12 protein-coding genes are annotated in these 15965 nt (G+C 54.7%); 6 read left to right on the top strand and 6 right to left on the bottom strand.

Going from position 1 to position 15965, the window contains the following annotated elements:
• The first annotated feature begins 28 nt into the window (after window positions 1-28).
• On the top strand, window positions 29-1960 hold the full coding sequence (locus AC5DDB_RS16935) for a flagellin N-terminal helical domain-containing protein (RefSeq protein WP_491740928.1): 1932 nt from the start codon (window positions 29-31) through the stop codon (window positions 1958-1960).
• Window position 1961: 1 nt separating this feature from the next.
• On the opposite strand, the gene AC5DDB_RS16930 is transcribed toward AC5DDB_RS16935, so the two are convergent.
• Together AC5DDB_RS16930 and AC5DDB_RS16925 are read right to left on the bottom strand one after the other, a co-directional pair.
• Window positions 1962-3374, bottom strand: coding sequence for a DUF1501 domain-containing protein (locus tag AC5DDB_RS16930; protein WP_491740927.1), 1413 nt, complete (start codon window positions 3372-3374; stop codon window positions 1962-1964).
• A gap of 90 nt (window positions 3375-3464) precedes the next feature.
• Window positions 3465-4145, bottom strand: coding sequence for a hypothetical protein (locus tag AC5DDB_RS16925; protein ID WP_491740926.1), 681 nt, complete (start codon window positions 4143-4145; stop codon window positions 3465-3467).
• Window positions 4146-4272: 127 nt separating this feature from the next.
• Between AC5DDB_RS16925 and AC5DDB_RS16920 the strand changes: the two genes are divergently transcribed.
• The 3 genes from AC5DDB_RS16920 (at window position 4273) to AC5DDB_RS16910 (ending at window position 8255) form a co-directional block, all read left to right on the top strand.
• Complete coding sequence (locus AC5DDB_RS16920; RefSeq protein ID WP_491740925.1) at window positions 4273-5526, top strand: putative DNA modification/repair radical SAM protein; 1254 nt, start codon at window positions 4273-4275, stop codon at window positions 5524-5526.
• Complete coding sequence (locus AC5DDB_RS16915) at window positions 5523-6959, top strand: UdgX family uracil-DNA binding protein (RefSeq protein WP_491740924.1); 1437 nt, start codon at window positions 5523-5525, stop codon at window positions 6957-6959. The genes AC5DDB_RS16920 and AC5DDB_RS16915 overlap by 4 nt, the downstream gene beginning before the upstream one ends.
• Window positions 6960-7490: 531 nt before the next feature.
• Window positions 7491-8255: a gamma-glutamyl-gamma-aminobutyrate hydrolase family protein gene (locus AC5DDB_RS16910; RefSeq protein WP_491740923.1), complete on the top strand. Its 765-nt coding sequence runs from the start codon at window positions 7491-7493 to the stop codon at window positions 8253-8255.
• Between the two features lie 174 nt (window positions 8256-8429).
• On the opposite strand, the gene AC5DDB_RS16905 is transcribed toward AC5DDB_RS16910, so the two are convergent.
• Window positions 8430-9344 carry a leucine-rich repeat domain-containing protein gene (locus AC5DDB_RS16905; protein ID WP_491740922.1) on the bottom strand — a complete coding sequence of 305 codons (915 nt, stop codon included), beginning with the start codon at window positions 9342-9344 and terminating at the stop codon, window positions 8430-8432.
• 152 nt (window positions 9345-9496) lie between these two features.
• Between AC5DDB_RS16905 and AC5DDB_RS16900 the strand changes: the two genes are divergently transcribed.
• Entirely contained in the window at window positions 9497-10267 is a 771-nt protein-coding gene (locus AC5DDB_RS16900) for an HpcH/HpaI aldolase family protein (RefSeq protein WP_491740921.1), read from the top strand.
• A 6-nt stretch (window positions 10268-10273) separates the two neighbouring features.
• On the opposite strand, the gene AC5DDB_RS16895 is transcribed toward AC5DDB_RS16900, so the two are convergent.
• Together AC5DDB_RS16895 and AC5DDB_RS16890 are read right to left on the bottom strand one after the other, a co-directional pair.
• Window positions 10274-11242, bottom strand: coding sequence for a DUF892 family protein (locus AC5DDB_RS16895; RefSeq protein ID WP_491740920.1), 969 nt, complete (start codon window positions 11240-11242; stop codon window positions 10274-10276).
• A 93-nt stretch (window positions 11243-11335) separates the two neighbouring features.
• On the bottom strand, window positions 11336-12703 hold the full coding sequence (locus AC5DDB_RS16890) for an excinuclease ABC subunit UvrC (RefSeq protein ID WP_491740919.1): 1368 nt from the start codon (window positions 12701-12703) through the stop codon (window positions 11336-11338).
• Window positions 12704-12977: 274 nt separating this feature from the next.
• Here AC5DDB_RS16890 and AC5DDB_RS16885 point away from each other — a divergent pair, with 274 nt between their 5' ends.
• Window positions 12978-14456 carry a sulfatase-like hydrolase/transferase gene (locus tag AC5DDB_RS16885; RefSeq protein WP_491740918.1) on the top strand — a complete coding sequence of 493 codons (1479 nt, stop codon included), beginning with the start codon at window positions 12978-12980 and terminating at the stop codon, window positions 14454-14456.
• 14 nt (window positions 14457-14470) lie between these two features.
• Here AC5DDB_RS16885 and AC5DDB_RS16880 read toward each other — a convergent pair whose 3' ends face one another.
• A complete protein-coding gene (locus AC5DDB_RS16880) occupies window positions 14471-15745 on the bottom strand; it encodes a carbohydrate porin (RefSeq protein WP_491740917.1) in 1275 nt (424 codons plus the stop codon).
• Window positions 15746-15965: the final 220 nt, after the last annotated feature.

The following is a 15965-nucleotide window of genomic DNA, read 5'->3' as shown; positions in this document are numbered from 1 at the left end:
TTTTCGTCATCCGACCCACTGAACTGTCATGACAATCGGACCATTACTAGCCGGACGCATCCCGAACTCGCTGATCAGTCAGCGACTCAAGCAGAACTTGCAAACGAGCCAGCAACTGCTAGCTAGATTGCAGGATCAAGCTGGGAGTGGGCAAAAGTTCTTCGTTCCGAGTGAATCGCCCGCAGCCGCTGTGCGGACGATTGTATTTCAACGTTCGCTCGAAAGACAGGAACAGTATCAAACGAGTGTTCAGACGAGTTCTTCGTTCCTAGCTGCAAGCGAACTAGCACTTCAGTCCGTCAACGATGGACTAAACGAGGCCAAATCGATTCTCCTGAACGGGAGCGGCAATAACATGAGTGAGGCGGAACGTCTCACGCTCGCCGAAGACGTGCAAGCGCTGATTCAAGGATTAGTTGGCACTGCGAACACGCAGTTTCGTGGAAGATATCTGTTTGGTGGCAGTCAGTCCGAGGCTCCACCATTTGAGATCACTGACTCCGGGGCCGTACGGTATTTGGGTGATGGCTTAGAGATCGACTCACACCTCGACTCGGGGCTCACGCTCTCTAACAATGTCGATGGTATTTCCGCGTTTGCTGCGGTCTCGGAACCGGTTTTGAATGATGTGAATCCGGCACTCACGCTACAGACAGCGATCAGTTCGCTCAATAGTGGTCTGGGTGTGGAACTTGGCCAGATCACTGTCACCGTCGACGACGGAGTGAATCAGCAAACCGCAACCGTAGACCTCACGGGCGCGCGTCGAATTGAAGACTTGCAAACGCGAATTGAAGCGGCTTTTGCAGCGGGTCCAATCACTTTGGCGGTCGATATCGATCCGGCGACAAGTTCGGGATTGCGACTTACACCGTCTGCTGGAACGGTGGAAGTGGCTGATATTACGGGGTCAGCGACGGCTGCTCAGTTAGGGATCGAAAGTCCTGCAGTTGCGGTGGTGAACGGTGGCAACCTGAACCCTCGATTAACGCTACAGACACAACTTTCCAGTCTTAACGGTGGCACGGGAATCGGAGTGACCACAGGCACCGGGTTACAGATCACCCAGGGCGACCGGACCGTAACAGTCGATCTTTCCACGGCGACGACAGTCGAGGATGTGTTTAACTCATTGCAGAAAACAGGACTCGATCTCGTTACAGAGATCGACCCAACCGGACGCGGTCTGATTGTGGCCAGTCGGGTGAATGGGGTTGATTTTTCCATCGGTGAGAACGGCGGACAGAATGCAACGCTGCTCGGTTTACGCACGTTGACGGGCACGACGACACTCGCCGAACTTGATGGTGGACTTGGTGTGCCAGTTGATAACGGCACGCCGCTTCACATCCAACGGCGGGATGGAACCGAAGTCGAGATTGACCTCGCAGGGGCCAAGAACGTGCAACAAGTGCTCGATGCGATCAACGCGGTCGATCCCGGAGTGCTGGTGGCATCGTTGAACGCTGTCGGGAACGGCATTTCTATTACTGACAACGATGGCGTTAGCACGGGGCCTTTGATTATCGAAGAGAACGCGATCTCGTCAGCGCTCGGCATTGCCGGGCAGGAAAACGGAACAAATCCCGCGACGCCGTTCGTCGGTGTCGATAAGAACCCGCAGGAACCGGAGGGAGTCTTTGGAATCCTTGTTCGCCTGGAAAATGCCTTGCGAACCGGTGACCAACGCGAACTCAATCGGTTGCAACCATTGTTCAACGATGAAGTCGACCGTTTCAACGCGTTGCGTGGCGAAGTCGGAGCGAAACTCAAAGTTCTGGAGACCGTAGCCAATCGATTGGCCGACCGTGAGGTGCAAATTCAGGCCGATCTTTCGCAGGAATTCGACGCCGACCTCACCGAGGTCATTACGCAAACGAACAACATCCAAATCGCGTTGCAGGCCACCTTGCAGATCGCGGCCCAATCGAGCCAACTCACGTTGCTATCGTTTCTCTAAGTTACGCAATGAGATCTTCGATCACATGGCCATGTACGTCGGTCAAACGAAAATCGCGACCGGCGTAACGGTACGTGAACTTTTCGTGATCAAAGCCCATGAGCTTGAGAATCGTGGCGTGAAGATCGTGCACATGTACACGATTCTCGACGGCTTTGAAACCGAACTCGTCGGTGGCACCGTATGCCTGTCCGCCTTTGACACCGCCGCCGGCAAGCCACATGGAAAAGCCATGATGGTTGTGGTCACGACCATTGATCTTGCCGGCGTTACTGCCTTTCTTCGGCATTTCCACGACCGGCGTGCGGCCGAATTCGCCGCCCCAAATCACAAGTGTCTCATCGAGCAAACCACGTTGCTTCAGGTCAGTGAGAAGCGCACCTATCGCTTGATCACACTGACCGGCAAGCCGACGGTGATTGACTTCGAGATCGTCGTGGTTGTCCCACGGTTGGCCCGCTCCATGCCAGACTTGCACGTAACGCACGCCTCGTTCGACGAGTCGCCGAGCAATCAGAATTTGTCGAGCTTGCGTGCCGGGACCGTAGGCATCGAGGATGTGCTTTGGCTCGCGAGACACATCAAATGCGTCGGCGGCTTCTTGTTGCATGCGGTAGGCAAGTTCGAACGATTGAATTCGCGCTTCAACGACAGGGTCATGCGTTCGTGAGGCTTGATACTTGGCATTAAGCGTCTGTAGCAAATCGAGTTGCCGACGCTGTTCCGGCTCAGGGATGCGTTTGTTTTCCACGTGTTCGATCAGCTTGTTGATCTGCGTGTGACGCGTATCGATGTACGTTCCTTGATAGATCCCGGGCAGAAAACCGGCTTGCCAATTCTGTGACTCCTGAATCGGATAACCGCCAGGGCACATCGCGATAAACGCCGGCAGGTTTTGATTCTCGGTGCCCAAACCGTACGTCAGCCAAGAACCGACACTCGGGCGGATTAACCGGGCATCGCCGCAGTTCATCAGCATCAGCGACGGTTCGTGGTTCGGGACATCGGCGTGCATCGAACGAATCACGGCGATGTCGTCAATGTTCTCGGCGGTCTTCGCGAACAGCTCGCTCACTTCAAGACCGCTTTCGCCATACTTCTTGAACTTGTACGGCGATCCCAAGGCGGCTCCGGTCGGGCGTTCGGTCCGCAAGTTCTCCATCGGCAACTTCTTGCCATGGTACTTAGTGAGCTGGGGTTTCGGATCGAACGTATCGACCTGCGACGGCCCGCCGTTCATGAAGAGATGAATCACCCGTTTGGCTTTGACCGGAAACTGGGGATTCTTCGGCAAGAGCGGATTCGTCCCCGCCGCCGATGCGTTCTCCGCCAACATCTGACCAGCGAACAACGCCCCAAATCCCATACCGCAACGAGACAAAGCATGACGACGAGAAATTCGTTCTGAAAACATGGCGGGATTCTTTCGGTGGGAGTACAAGGCGGGGTCGAGGTTGCAGCATGGCTGCTAATTCCTGTCCACACAGCACAGTATTTTACGCGATCAAGACATCGCTGACGAGGCTAAACTCGGGCAGTGACGTTGGAGCCAGTCACTCGGGGACTTCGCCGGGCCGTCACTTTCGGCGTGTCGGGCGAAGTGTCGTTGGGCATGTCGGACGCGGCGATTCACGAACGGCACGCGGATCGCCTCTCGATCATCTAACCCCATGGCCTTGAGAATGTCTCGCACTTGTTCACCCGCAAACGGGGCCAGTAACGGGTCTCGCAGGGAGATATGAAACTGCACATCGCACGGGTTTCGCAATCCGGCCGCGAACTGCAACACATCCGCATCGCGATCGGCAAGAAAGTGACGTTCGGCGATTGCAAGAAAAATCCGAGCTGAATCGTCGGTCTGAACGCGTCCCAAATCGTCTGTCGGCAACCAATCGACCAGGGTCGTGATCACCGGTTGTGCCTCCAGGGACGTTGTGCGGCGGTCGAATTCGGACATTGAAATCGGACCTGATTGCGGGTCGACCTCGACACCGGCGTTTTCGAACTCTTCTTCAATGACGGCCAACGTTTCCGGGAAATGGGCCACCACCACGCTAAGACCGGTTTGTGCTCGTCGTTGCCAGTCCAGTACCAACCCGTGGTGTTTGCACGCCGGTGCGAGCCAAATCAAATCGGCATGCAATTTGACGGGGGGACGACGAGAAAACGGATTCCAAAAAGGCATAGATGCATCAGTGACGCGAAAGGGAAAACATGCGGGAACGCATTTGCTCGATTTTCGGTGGTCGGATGAACAAACGAGACTACAATGACTCAGACACTTTTTGATTTGATATCACATTGGATCGTTCATGGATCGAAACGCCAAATTGGAAATCCTGGCCGATGCCGCGAAGTACGATGCATCTTGCGCCAGTAGCGGGTCAAAGTCTACACGGGCGAACTCGCGACTCGGCAGTACCGAGGGCATGGGGATTTGCCATAGTTATACGCCAGACGGACGATGTGTCTCGCTGCTGAAAATTCTCCTGACGAATTACTGCATCTACGATTGCCAATACTGCGTGAACCGCGTCACCAGCGACACGCCCCGAGCCCGTTTCACGCCGCAGGAAGTCGTGCAACTGACGCTTGATTTCTACCGTCGGAATTATATCGAGGGACTGTTCCTCAGTTCGGGAATTATTGTCGATTCCAACTACACGATGGAGCAACTCATCGCGGTCGCGCGGAGTCTTCGACAAGATCATGGCTTTGGCGGCTATATCCATTTGAAGACGATTCCCGCAGCTGACGACGAGTTGATCGAGGAAGCCGGTTTGTGGGCGGATCGTTTGAGCGTCAACATTGAATTGCCCACCGAAGCTGATTTGAAGAAACTCGCACCGGAGAAGAAGAAACCGGCGATCACCGAGGCGATGAGTCATATTCGGCAACGTCGCGATGAAATCCAGGCGGATCGGAAGGCTGGTTTCAAAGCCCCGCGATTTGCGCCGGCGGGTCAGAGTACTCAAATGATCGTGGGGGCCACCGACACGCCCGACGCCGGAATTCTGCGAACGGCGAGCGAATTGTATGGCGATCATCACCTGAAACGCGTGTACTATTCGGCGTTCAGTCCGATTCCGCATGCCGACGCCCGTTTGCCGGGGTTGTCACCTCCGCTCATGAGGGAACATCGATTGTACCAGGCCGACTGGCTGCTGCGATTCTACGGGTTTGACGTCAACGAAATCGTCGACGATGCCCAACCAAATTTGAGTCTAGAACATGATCCGAAAATGGCATGGGCACTCGGTCATCGTGAGTTTTTCCCAGTCGATTTGAACACCGCTCCTCGGGAAGCGATTCTGCGTGTTCCCGGAATCGGTACGAAGAACGTCACACGAATTTTGAAGATGCGACGCTGGAAACGCATTCGCATCGAAGACCTCAAGAAGCTTCGCGTGTCCCTCAAGAAGACTGCGTCGTTCGTGTTGGTCGATGGACATAATCCGAACTTGAAAGACCTCGACCGTTTGGACCTTAGTAAGAAAGTCCGAACACGACATCGACAACTCACCCTATTCGATGCCGCTGGGTCGGCACTGACGGGGGAAGTATGATTACCCGGTCGGCGGAGTACTTTGAAGATTGGCGAGCCACCGCACGTGAACTTCTGCAAGCGGGGATTCGCTCCGAAGATGTGCGGTGGATCGACCGTTGGCAGAAATCCAACACCCTGCAATTTGCAGATGACGATTCCGATGATCTTGGCAATCGCAAACAACTTGGCAAACCGTTTACTGTGTCACCAAAGTTTCTGCGGTTGGCGCAGAAGGTGGCATCCCATTGTGATCCGCTTCGCTGGGAAGTAATGTACCGCGTTCTGTGGCGGATGACGCATGGTGAACGGTATCTACTCGATGTGAGTTCCGATGACGATGTGCTCACACTGACGAAAATGGACGCCGCTGTTCGTCGGGAAGCCCACAAAACCAAAGCGTTTGTGCGGTTTCGATCTGTGCAACGCGATGACGAGGAACATTTTGTCGCTTGGCATCGTCCCGATCACTACGTCTTGCGATTGACGGCTCCGTTCTTTTCGCGTCGCTTTCCGGAAATGCGTTGGACGATTCTAACACCGTACGAATCCGCCGCCTGGGATCCCGTAGCCAAGCAACTGCGTTATGGTGAGGGCGTGCCTGCCTCGGAAGCACCGTCGCCGGATGAGTTGGAGGACCTATGGAAGACGTACTATGGAGCGATCTTCAATCCAGCACGGATCAAGCTGAAAGCCATGCGGGCGGAGATGCCTTTGAAACATTGGCCTACGTTGCCGGAAACGAAAATCATTCCCGACTTGCTCGCCGATGCCCCACGACGCGTGCAAACGATGATCTCTCAAACCGAAGGATTCGCCATGTCCGCCGCCGATTTTCTCCCGGAAACCAAGACGCTCGAAACACTCGCTGCCGCTGCCGCAACGTGCGAAGGCTGTGACCTTTACAAGGACGCCACTCAAACGGTCTTTGGCAAAGGACCGGCGTCGGCACGAGTGATGATGGTCGGCGAATGTCCCGGGGATCAGGAAGACATTCAAGGCGAACCCTTCGTCGGCCCCGCCGGGAAACTCCTCGATGATGCCTTGAAGACGGTCGGCATCGATCGCAACTTGGTCTACATCACGAATACGGTCAAGCACTTCAAGTTCGAACCACGCGGCCGACGACGACTCCACAAGAAACCCGGTGCCCGCGAGATCGCAGCGTGTAAACCCTGGTTGGAACATGAGATCGAACTCGTTCAACCGGACGTAGTTATGTGTCTCGGCGCGACGGCAGCTCAGGCAATTATTGGTCGCGACTTTCGTATCACCAAGCAAAGAGGTGAGTTCCGCGAAACGGATTGGTCGTCGTGGACAATCGCCACTTATCACCCCTCTGCATTACTCCGCGCTCCCGATCCCGACGCTCGTGCAAACATGCAAGCCGCGTTCGAGGCCGACTTGCAGAAAGTTGCCGATCAACTTCGGGACCTAGACTCGCCTCAGACATGAACATTTCAACACATGAAGACACCTTAAAAACGGATCCGAGAATTTTCCGAAAAAAATCATTCCGTGTGTCTCAAAACTCCATGATTCTCCTACAAGCTCGATGCAACCGCTACTTGCCATAAGCCGTTTTTCGAGAATCGTTTACGGCATTCTACCTATAAAGTTCGTCCTAGCTTGCGATATGGCCGCGTGTTCAGACTACCCCGACATCTAGTAGGACAGGCGGGTAACAGCTCCAAAATGAGCGAATTTGTAGACAACTGAGGACGGAGTTTTTAAGATCGCTCGCGTCAACAAAATCAAACACGCTTTTTCGCGAAGCACACATAACAACTTGAGTTCTGGGCCGGATAATGAAAATCGCACGATTTGATTTTCGATCAGTGATGGACCGAACCCAAGTTCGCTTCGGGATTCTGTTGACGCTGGACAATACAGAGTTTTGATAACGGCGAGCTTCCCGTTAGCTCGCTGTTTTTTTTGAAACGGATGCACTGGATGTGCATTTGAACCCCGCGAAAGGATTCGACAATGGCCCGGAAACCCCTCATCGGTATTAATGGTGATTTCCGTCCCGCACGCAAGGATTCGATTCCGCTGACCTGGATCAACTCCGGCTATTACGATTCCGTAACGGCAGCCGGTGGACTTCCAATGATCATCCCACCATTGGCCAGCGACGATGACTTGCGACAGTTCTTGGAAATGCTCGATGGCTTAGTCATTACGGGCGGTGCGTTGGACCTGGATCCGATCCGTCTCGGTTTGGAACTTCATCCGTCCACCCGTCCGATGCCCAACCGTCGGGAAGATTTTGACCGTCGTCTTTGCCGGTTGGCCGTCGAAATGAAGATTCCTGTGCTCGCCATCGGCTTGGGAATGCAAGAACTCAATGTCATCTGTGGAGGTACACTCTACCAACACGTCACCGAAGATGTGCCGAAAGCGTTTCATCATCGCGATTCCGTCGAGAACTGCCTCCGTCACATCATCGATATCGTTCCAGGCACACGGGTCGACAAGATCTACGGCCCTGGCGAAATCCGAGTGAACAGCCAACATCATATGGCTGTGGATCAACTCGCTCACTGTTTCAAAGTTTCTGCAACCGCACCTGACGGTGTTATCGAAGCCTACGAATCGATTAGCGACGATTGGTTCTGTCTCGGCGTGCAATGGCACCCGGAAAATAGCACCGCGTCGGCTCTTGATATGCAAGTCTTCGAAAACTTCCTCGAAGCCTGCGAAGAACCCGAACCAGCTCTGCTGCAAATGCCGCAACGACGAGCAGCATAACACCAAGAATCGCCAAGCGATTCGCCAAATCCGCAAGTTACCTGAAGTTATTCGGTCCAGGATGTGATGGAGTTTAACGCTGCATCACATCCCCTGCCGGAACCGTGTGGAATCCGTGGCTGACATGATGTCGGCCGATACGGGGCATGGACGCCAACTTTCCACACGGGCCCCTCATGGCAACAATTGCGGGTAACGTTCCCAAAATTGCGCGGCTGCTAATGGGCGACGGTTTTGTGATTGAATGACTTCCAACGGTTCGGTGTCAATCACCTCTAACGTTGGCATGTCACGAAGCACTTCCCAACCGGTTTTGATTTTCTTTGGTGTGAGCAAAACACGTTGCAGTGCCAACCGGCTCAGCGGCGTCAGATCGGTCACCGGTGTGTCGATGATGTTCAATCGCTGTAACGATGACATCGTTGCCAGCGGAGACAGATCTTCGACCGGCGTGCCCTGAATATCCAAACTCGTGATCGAACGATTCGAAAGCGGTGTGAGGTCTTTGACTTTCGTGTCGACCAGCCACAATGTGCCGATGCTGGTATCCCCTAAGCTACTCAGACTGTCGAGCGGTGTGCCGACGAGGTTGAGTTCTCGTAGCGACATTCCCGCCAATGCCGACAAATCTTTCACCGGTGCCCGGCTGAGATAGAGCTTTGTCAATGGCATGCCGGCTAATGGCGACAAGTCCGCCACTTGCGTTTCTTCCGCATACAACGCTTCCAATGGCATGCCGGCCAATGGCGACAAATCGGACACTGCCAATCCCCGCAGGTCGAGTTCGCGTAAAGGCAACCCTTTCAGTGGCGAGAGATCTGTTACGCCCGAGTTATACAAGTTCGCCGCGATGATTTCACCCTCACGCTCCGCGAACTGGGCGTTCTCATTGGCGCCCAACTGGGTGCGTAATTCTTCAATCGAGACCGTTTTCGGGGCATCGGCTGATTCTGTTGGAGCGGCAGACGACTTCCGTTGTGCAGGCGCGGTCGGTTGAACGGGTTCTGGTTCGGTCGCCGGGGGTTCTTCCCCACATCCGAGGCTGAGAGACAAAACACCGACACAAAGAAGCCATTTCGGCAGATTCACAGCCAACCCTCCGGAAGAACGCTCGATTCAAATTCACAAAGTCATCTTGCTCACGGTACCAGACAGACTGGATTTCGTCACGCCGCCGGGGCACACTGGCGTTGAAATCCAACCTGGCTGATCAATTCGTATCCATACGGGAACTTGAACCCATGAAACAGATTCGCGAACGGCTCCAGCGCGACGAACTGACGCTGATAGCCGGCGTCGGGCGGGCGATGCATCACAACTTGCTGCAAATGATCGGCTTGCAAGGTGGATTCCAGGGCGTATGGTTCGATCATGAGCACGTTGGGTTCGGCATGCGGGAACTGGAAGTCAGTTGCATGGCGGCTCGAAGTGTGGGGTTGGAATCGTTCACCCGCATTGCTCCCACAGATTACGCCTTGGTGACAAAGTGTCTGGAAGCCGGAACCGGCGGCGTGATGGCGGCTCAAATCTTCACGGCCGATCAAGCTCGACAGTTTGTGCAATGGTCGCGTTTTCATCCGCATGGTTGTCGAGGCTTGAACACCGGCGGATTCGATGGCCAATACGCAACGGTCCCGCCAGCGGTCTTCTGCGAACAAGCCAACGCGAACTCGTTCATCGCGATTCAGATCGAAACGCTGCAGTCTGTGGAAGAAGTTGATGAGATCGCCGCCATCGACGGTGTGGACTTGTTGTTCGTCGGGCCGAGCGATCTCAGTCAGGCGTTTGGAGTCACGGGGCAGTTCTTCCACGAAAAGTGTTTGGACGCGATCGACCGAGTCGCGGCGGCGTGTCGCAATCACGGCAAAAGTTGGGGCGCGGTTTGCGTGTCGCCGGAACATGGAGAGATGATGGTCGAGAAGGGCTGCCGACTGCTCTCTCCCACAAACGAACTCAAAATGTTCTCCGCCGGCATCGCTGCCACGAAAGCTACCTATGCGAAATTCTTCTAGGGCTTCCTACGCGTGGACGGCCTCCAAGGTTGCCTGTATCGCGGAATCGAAAGACGCCACAAGCATCTCAGCCATCTGACGTTTGTCAGCCAAAACGGTTTCACAAAGCGATTGCGTTTGCGGATCGGCCAGACGTTGGGCGGTTCGCTTAAGCAATTCGTAGCCACCGATCTGCAGATGGAGAACTGCGTAAACAAAGGCAGCGAGTTTGGCGGGGGTATCAGACTGCATTTGAAAGAACCAACCCCAATTCAATCCCGCGACAGCCAGCACACCGTCTCTAAGTTCCGACACGTCCGAGCCGAGAGCTTCGAGTCGTTCCTCGACCAAACGCATATGTTCGCGAATCCGTAGAAGTTGCTTATGATACACCTCTTCCAACGACGAATTGCCGGCGATTTTCTGGCTCTTTTCTAATAGTTGCACACCCTGACTTTCGAAGGCATGCACTTCCGCCAGATGCTTGGTGAGATGCTGATCAAGTTCCTCGGGCGAGACATCGACGTGGGAAGCTTGTTCCGCTGCATCGAATCGCTTTTCGAGTCGCTCCATCATGGCGCGTTCTTGGCGGCGAATTGTTTCGGCCGTCGCGACGGTTTCCGCATCGTCGGCCGCTTTGGCGAATCGGATCAACATCTCATACCCGGCCCATTCCATTGCCTCGTAGGCATACGCATGGTCGATCAATCGTCCGGGTGTCTCTGGTTGAACTTGTGCAAAGAGCAAAAAGCCTTTGCCGCCGATTTTCATGATGGCATCTTTGACGGCCGACGGCGAACCCCCGCAGGCTTCCAAACGTTCGCGGACGAGTTCCGCCTGTCGTTCGGTTTCGTCGTGGTGCTCTCGGAAGTCGGCAGCCAGTCCCAGATCACCAGCAATCTCGGGAGCCGACACTAACTGGGCTAGCGCCTGTTGCTCGACCGAGTACATATCGCTCAAGAAATGCGTGAGCTGCTCTTGGGGTGTGCGTTTCATCGAAATCCTCCTCAATCGAGTCGTAGACTTCATAGTCGTGTCGCGACCCTAATTGTAGGAGAATCCAATTTCCGGACGACCTGGGAAATTCCCTTATTCGTTGAAGGTGCTTTTCCGTCGGAGGATATGGTGGTAATGCTGGGCGAAGCGGTGGGATTCGTCGCGGACGTACTGCAACAAACGCAATGCGAATGAATGTCGGCTGAGTTTCCGAGGCTCGGCTTCGCCAGGTACGTAGACTTCTTCCTCACGCTTGGCGAGTGAAATCACGAACGGCGGTGGTGACGTGACCCCGATGGTTTCCATTGCTCCCAAGGCCGCGTTCAGCTGGCCTTTGCCTCCGTCGATCAACAAGATATCGGGGAACTTTCCGTGCTCTTGCTGCAAACGACGAAGACGTCGTGAGACGACCTCACGCATCGAACCAAAGTCATCTACGCCTTCGACAGTTCGAATTTTGAACCGTTTATAACCGTGTTTGAACGGCAAGCCATCAATGAATTGCACCAAACTTGCGACGGTTTCACCGCCCTGCAAATGGGCGATGTCGACACCTTCGATCACACGAGGCATCTCCGGGAGTTGGAAGATTTTTTGTAAGCCCTTGAGACCTTTCTTCGGATCGACATAGAACGCTTCCGGTTGGGCGTGTTGCTCCAAGTCGCCACGCAGATGGATTGTCTCCAACGCTTTGATGTCGTCTCTGAGTCGGGCGGCTTTCTCGAATTTGAGTTCCTTCGACGCCGCCGCCATTTCCGTTTGTAGCTCCTTGATCACCTTAGCTTTTTTACCGTCGAGAAACAGTTTCAGCCGGGCGATATCGCGTTTGTAGTCTTCCTGGCTGATCCGCAGATTGCAGGGAGCCGTGCACTGGTTGATACTCGCAAGCAGACATGGACGAAACCACCGCCAGCGTTCGTCTTGTTCGTCGATGTCGAGTGTGCAGGTCCGGAAACGAAAGATCTTCTGCAGAACCGTGATCGTGCCTCGGAGTTGTCCAGCACTGGTAAACGGGCCGTAGAGTTTCACGCCTTTTGTTTCGGGTTTGCGAGTGAACTCGATACGGGGAAAATCTTCGTTCGTCGTGATTTGCAAGTACGGAAATGTTTTGTCGTCTTTGAGATCGGTATTGAATCGTGGCTGAATATCTTTGATCAACCGGGCTTCGAGCAACAACGCATCAACTTCGCTGTCGGTCGGGATGTGGTCGATATGGTCGATCTCTTTGACCAACTCCGCGGTTCGTCGCTCGGTTGCCGCCTGCGACGAAAAATAGCTGAGCACGCGGCTGCGAAGATTGACCGCCTTGCCGACGTAAATCACACGGCCTTCCGCGTCTTTCATCAGATAGACGCCCGACTCGGTGGGAAGCTCCCGGGCCTCGGCGTATGCCGACAGTCGCCCGTGCACATGCCCATCGGGCGGCAGTTCCGATTGTGATTTTTCGTCCGTGTCCGCCATGACAAGCGATTCCTGCAGTCTCGATTGTGTTCGCCACCGACTGGTATTGTTGGCCGATTTCGGGAAACGTCAATACTCAATGCGGACACAAAGACCGATTCACGCAGGCCGACAAGCAACTCCGTTGAGATAGGCCCTACCAGGCTGATAGTATTTTTCGTGTGATTCTATCGGCGAGCTTCAAGCAGTTCACTCGACGGACAGAAGGACTGAAAGATGGTCTGGCGGTAGGAAACACGGCGAAACTCCGTCCTTTTCTCCTGCGAGTCTCAAAATGCGGCGAGCCATCAGTTGCACTCCGGAATGTGTTCCTACTCGATTCGTCCTTCGCGTGACACTGTTGTTGTTCGTTGTGGGAATGATCGAAAGTCGCATCGGAATCGCCGCCGACGAATCGGTTTCGCGTCCGAATATCGTACTGATCTTGGCGGATGATTTAGGATACGGCGAATTGGGTTGTTACGGTGGCAAAGACATTCCCACGCCCCATATCGATTCTATCGCAACCAATGGCGTCCGGTTCAGCGATGGCTATGTGACAGCCCCGTATTGTGCCGCCTCGCGGGCAGGGTTGCTCACCGGGCGATACCAAACTCGCTTCGGGTTTGAGTTCAATCCGATCGGAGCGAGAAACGAGAATCCCGACGTCGGTCTACCCGATGCTGAGAAAACGATCGCCGATGATTTGCGAAACGCAGGGTATGTGACGAGTCTCGTCGGGAAATGGCATCTTGGCGGAACCGCAAACTTTCATCCGCAACGACGTGGCTTCGATGAGTTCTTCGGGTTTCTCCACGAAGGCCATTATTTCGTTCCGCCCCCGTGGGAGGGAGTGAAAACATGGCTCCGGCGAAAGACGCTCCCCGACGGTGGCCAAGGTCGTTGGACTTCGGCGGACGGACGGGTCATCTGGTCCACGCACATGGGTTACTTCGAACCGGCATACGATGCGAACAATCCGGTCCTACGTGACAGCCAACCGGTCAACGAAACCGAACATCTCACCGATGCCATCACGCGGGAAGCCGTGGACTTTGTCAATCGCAACCACGAGCAACCGTTTTTCCTGTACGTTGCGTACAACGCGGTTCATAGCCCGATGCAAGGGACAGACAAGTACCTCGCGAAGTTCTCCCATATCGAGGACATTCATCGACGAATCTTCGCGGCGATGTTGTCTCATCTGGACGACGGCGTGGGAAACATCTTGAGAACACTGGAGCAGAACAAGATCAGCGAGGACACGCTCGTCGTTTTTCTCAGCGACAATGGCGGCCCGACTCGCGAATTGACAAGCAGCAATGCGCCGCTGCGGGGTGAGAAGGGTTCCGTGTACGAAGGGGGAATTCGGATTCCATTCCTGATGCAGTGGCCGAACCAACTTCCGAAGGATGCGACTTACTCTCATCCTGTGACTTCGCTCGATCTCTCAGCGACTTTTCGCAGTATCAGCGGGCAACCGCACCGTGACACCGATGGTGTCAATTTGCTGCCATTCCTCACCGGAACAATCACCAAGCCGCCACATACGGAATTGTTTTGGCGGATCGGCGGACGACAGGCACTTCGCGCGGGCGAATGGAAAATCGTGCGACACGGACGCGGGAATTCCGCAGCGAACTGGGAACTCTATCACCTGGCTGTCGATCTCGACGAAAGCGAAAACCTCGCGAACACACACCGAGATCAACTTGATTTGCTGCTGCGTCATTGGAACCGGTTCAACGCGGAAATGGTCGATCCGGCTTGGTGATGCTCGCGTTGCGATTAGAACGTTAATTCCAACCGCATACCGGGGATGACTGCGGTTTCCAGTCGTTGGGTACTTGGTCGCACAACTTGCAGGTCGGCGGTCAGTCGACACCACTTCGTGACGGCGAAGTTGTAGAACAACTCTGTTCCATATTCATCCTGCTGGGGACGAATTTGTGCGGTTAGGGTTTTAATCTCGTCGCTCAAACCGACGTAGAAGAAAGCCGCTCCGAAGGTATCCAACGTGCGACCTCGCAACATACTGCGTCCGGCGACCCCGCCGTTAGCAACGAAGCGAACGGGGTTCGGGTTGCCGTCCGAGACACCGAACTGGCCGAAAACACCCCATGTTCGTGTGCGGTCGTTCGAATCGACCCAGAGTGCGTGATAGCCATTCGCATAGAAACTCCACGAACCGGATTCTTCTTGACTGACAAGCCCGATCATCGGGATGAGCAGATAAGAAGCTGGATCGACCGATTGATAGTCTGCGGTGCCATAGGTTCCACCGATATTCAAAAGCGTGGGCCGATCGAAGAGTTCCCCTTTCAGAACGAGATCCGGCACGATGGTGACGCCCTCTTCGTACAGACCCTCAAGACCGATTGTCGCCCGTTCCTCGGGGTCCATAATCGTCAGACTGAAAACGGGTTCGCCTTCGTGCAGAATGGCGGCTCCGACAGCGGCGGCAGAGTAGGGCACGGTACGGGCGGCAATTGGATTGAACACTAGCGATGTGTTCATGAAACCGCCAATCCCAGGACGACTCAAACTTGGTGCAGCCGAATATCGAATTGGGTATTCGTCGAGCGTGTTAATCTTCCCGGCGAAGATAGCAAAGTTCGGTGACAAAGCCTGGGTGAGTTTCAAGGCGGTCAACGCGGTCACATTGCCTTCAGGTTCGGGAAAGGCCATGGCGATATTGCTCGGCGTGAGCAAACCATCGATTTGATTGACCGTCGTTCCAAGACGGGACTCGCCGTGCATATCGATAAAGAAACCCGGCAGCCCCCATGCCGCTCCATCGCCATGAGCCAGGTAATCGAACTTGCCGCCGTATTCGCCCTCTTGCTGAAGACCGCCGGAAGTCACACCTTGATAAAACTGGGTTCCGTACAGTTCGAACGTGACGCCATCTTCGGCCAGTCCGTCACGCAACCCGAGCCAATTGCCGGTGAGTCGATCTTCTTCACAAAATATCTGGCTGGGCGATGCCATCTCACCAGCGGGTAAACTGGACGAAGCGATCAGTGCCATGCAGCAGCACGTCAGCGAGATACGAAGCGACATTGGCGGCGTCCTTGCCAAACTGCGGGTGGGGAGATGACGGTTCGACCCGTAATCAGGGTATCGCCGAAACTTTTCCGTCACGCCAGCCGTAACCGTTGCCAGCGTTCCCAAAGCACAATGTCGGATTCGGTTTTGTCAGTCGTTCCGTTTCAACGATTACTCACGATCAGGTCGACTTTGAAGGCTAGTCGAGGTTCCGGTCTCATGGGTTGCAGAGGAC

The organism is Thalassoroseus sp. (assembly GCF_984380535.1).
Note: the sequence above shows the minus strand (reverse complement) of the source record. Positions and strands in the feature narration are given on the sequence as shown.

What these genes read in the sequence shown, in the direction of transcription:
- AC5DDB_RS16935 (WP_491740928.1), top strand. Translation starts at nt 29, where the DNA reads ATGACAATCGGACCATTACTAGCCGGACGCATCCCGAACTCGCTGATC.
- AC5DDB_RS16930 (WP_491740927.1), bottom strand. Translation starts at nt 3,374, where the DNA reads ATGTTTTCAGAACGAATTTCTCGTCGTCATGCTTTGTCTCGTTGCGGT.
- AC5DDB_RS16925 (WP_491740926.1), bottom strand. Translation starts at nt 4,145, where the DNA reads ATGCCTTTTTGGAATCCGTTTTCTCGTCGTCCCCCCGTCAAATTGCAT.
- AC5DDB_RS16920 (WP_491740925.1), top strand. Translation starts at nt 4,273, where the DNA reads ATGGATCGAAACGCCAAATTGGAAATCCTGGCCGATGCCGCGAAGTAC.
- AC5DDB_RS16915 (WP_491740924.1), top strand. Translation starts at nt 5,523, where the DNA reads ATGATTACCCGGTCGGCGGAGTACTTTGAAGATTGGCGAGCCACCGCA.
- AC5DDB_RS16910 (WP_491740923.1), top strand. Translation starts at nt 7,491, where the DNA reads ATGGCCCGGAAACCCCTCATCGGTATTAATGGTGATTTCCGTCCCGCA.
- AC5DDB_RS16900 (WP_491740921.1), top strand. Translation starts at nt 9,497, where the DNA reads ATGAAACAGATTCGCGAACGGCTCCAGCGCGACGAACTGACGCTGATA.
- AC5DDB_RS16895 (WP_491740920.1), bottom strand. Translation starts at nt 11,242, where the DNA reads ATGAAACGCACACCCCAAGAGCAGCTCACGCATTTCTTGAGCGATATG.
- AC5DDB_RS16890 (WP_491740919.1), bottom strand. Translation starts at nt 12,703, where the DNA reads ATGGCGGACACGGACGAAAAATCACAATCGGAACTGCCGCCCGATGGG.
- AC5DDB_RS16885 (WP_491740918.1), top strand. Translation starts at nt 12,978, where the DNA reads ATGCGGCGAGCCATCAGTTGCACTCCGGAATGTGTTCCTACTCGATTC.
- AC5DDB_RS16880 (WP_491740917.1), bottom strand. Translation starts at nt 15,745, where the DNA reads ATGTCGCTTCGTATCTCGCTGACGTGCTGCTGCATGGCACTGATCGCT.